The sequence below is a fragment of the Acetobacter estunensis genome (genome assembly GCF_019083805.1).
Lineage (GTDB): Bacteria > Pseudomonadota > Alphaproteobacteria > Acetobacterales > Acetobacteraceae > Acetobacter > Acetobacter estunensis_A.
This window is the reverse complement of record NZ_JAHRDV010000144.1, coordinates 1-246: the sequence shown is the minus strand read 5'-3', so window position 1 is coordinate 246 and position 246 is coordinate 1. Positions and strand designations below refer to the sequence as shown.

Annotated in this window: 1 pseudogene; it reads left to right on the top strand. The window is 56.1% G+C overall.

Annotated features, from left to right (window positions below):
- Positions 1–246: pseudogene (locus tag KUA11_RS17320) on the top strand (hypothetical protein); the annotation flags it as partial.

Genomic DNA, 246 nt, shown 5'->3' with positions numbered 1-246 from the left:
AAAGGTTCCGTGCCTCGACGCCATACACCTCGTAAAGCCACTGGGCGGCCTCGGCCTGATTGAAGGTCTTGACCTCCAGCCCCTTGAGAGAGCGGTGATATTCGAAATTGCGCTCAACCTCTTCGGGCGTCTCTCACAGCATCATTCGCATGTGTTCCTGCTCACGCATGATTGCGTGGTGCATAACGATTTCTTCGGCTCCGTGGCCAACAGTCCGATCTTGGGGGATGTGCTGCTGTCGCTGTA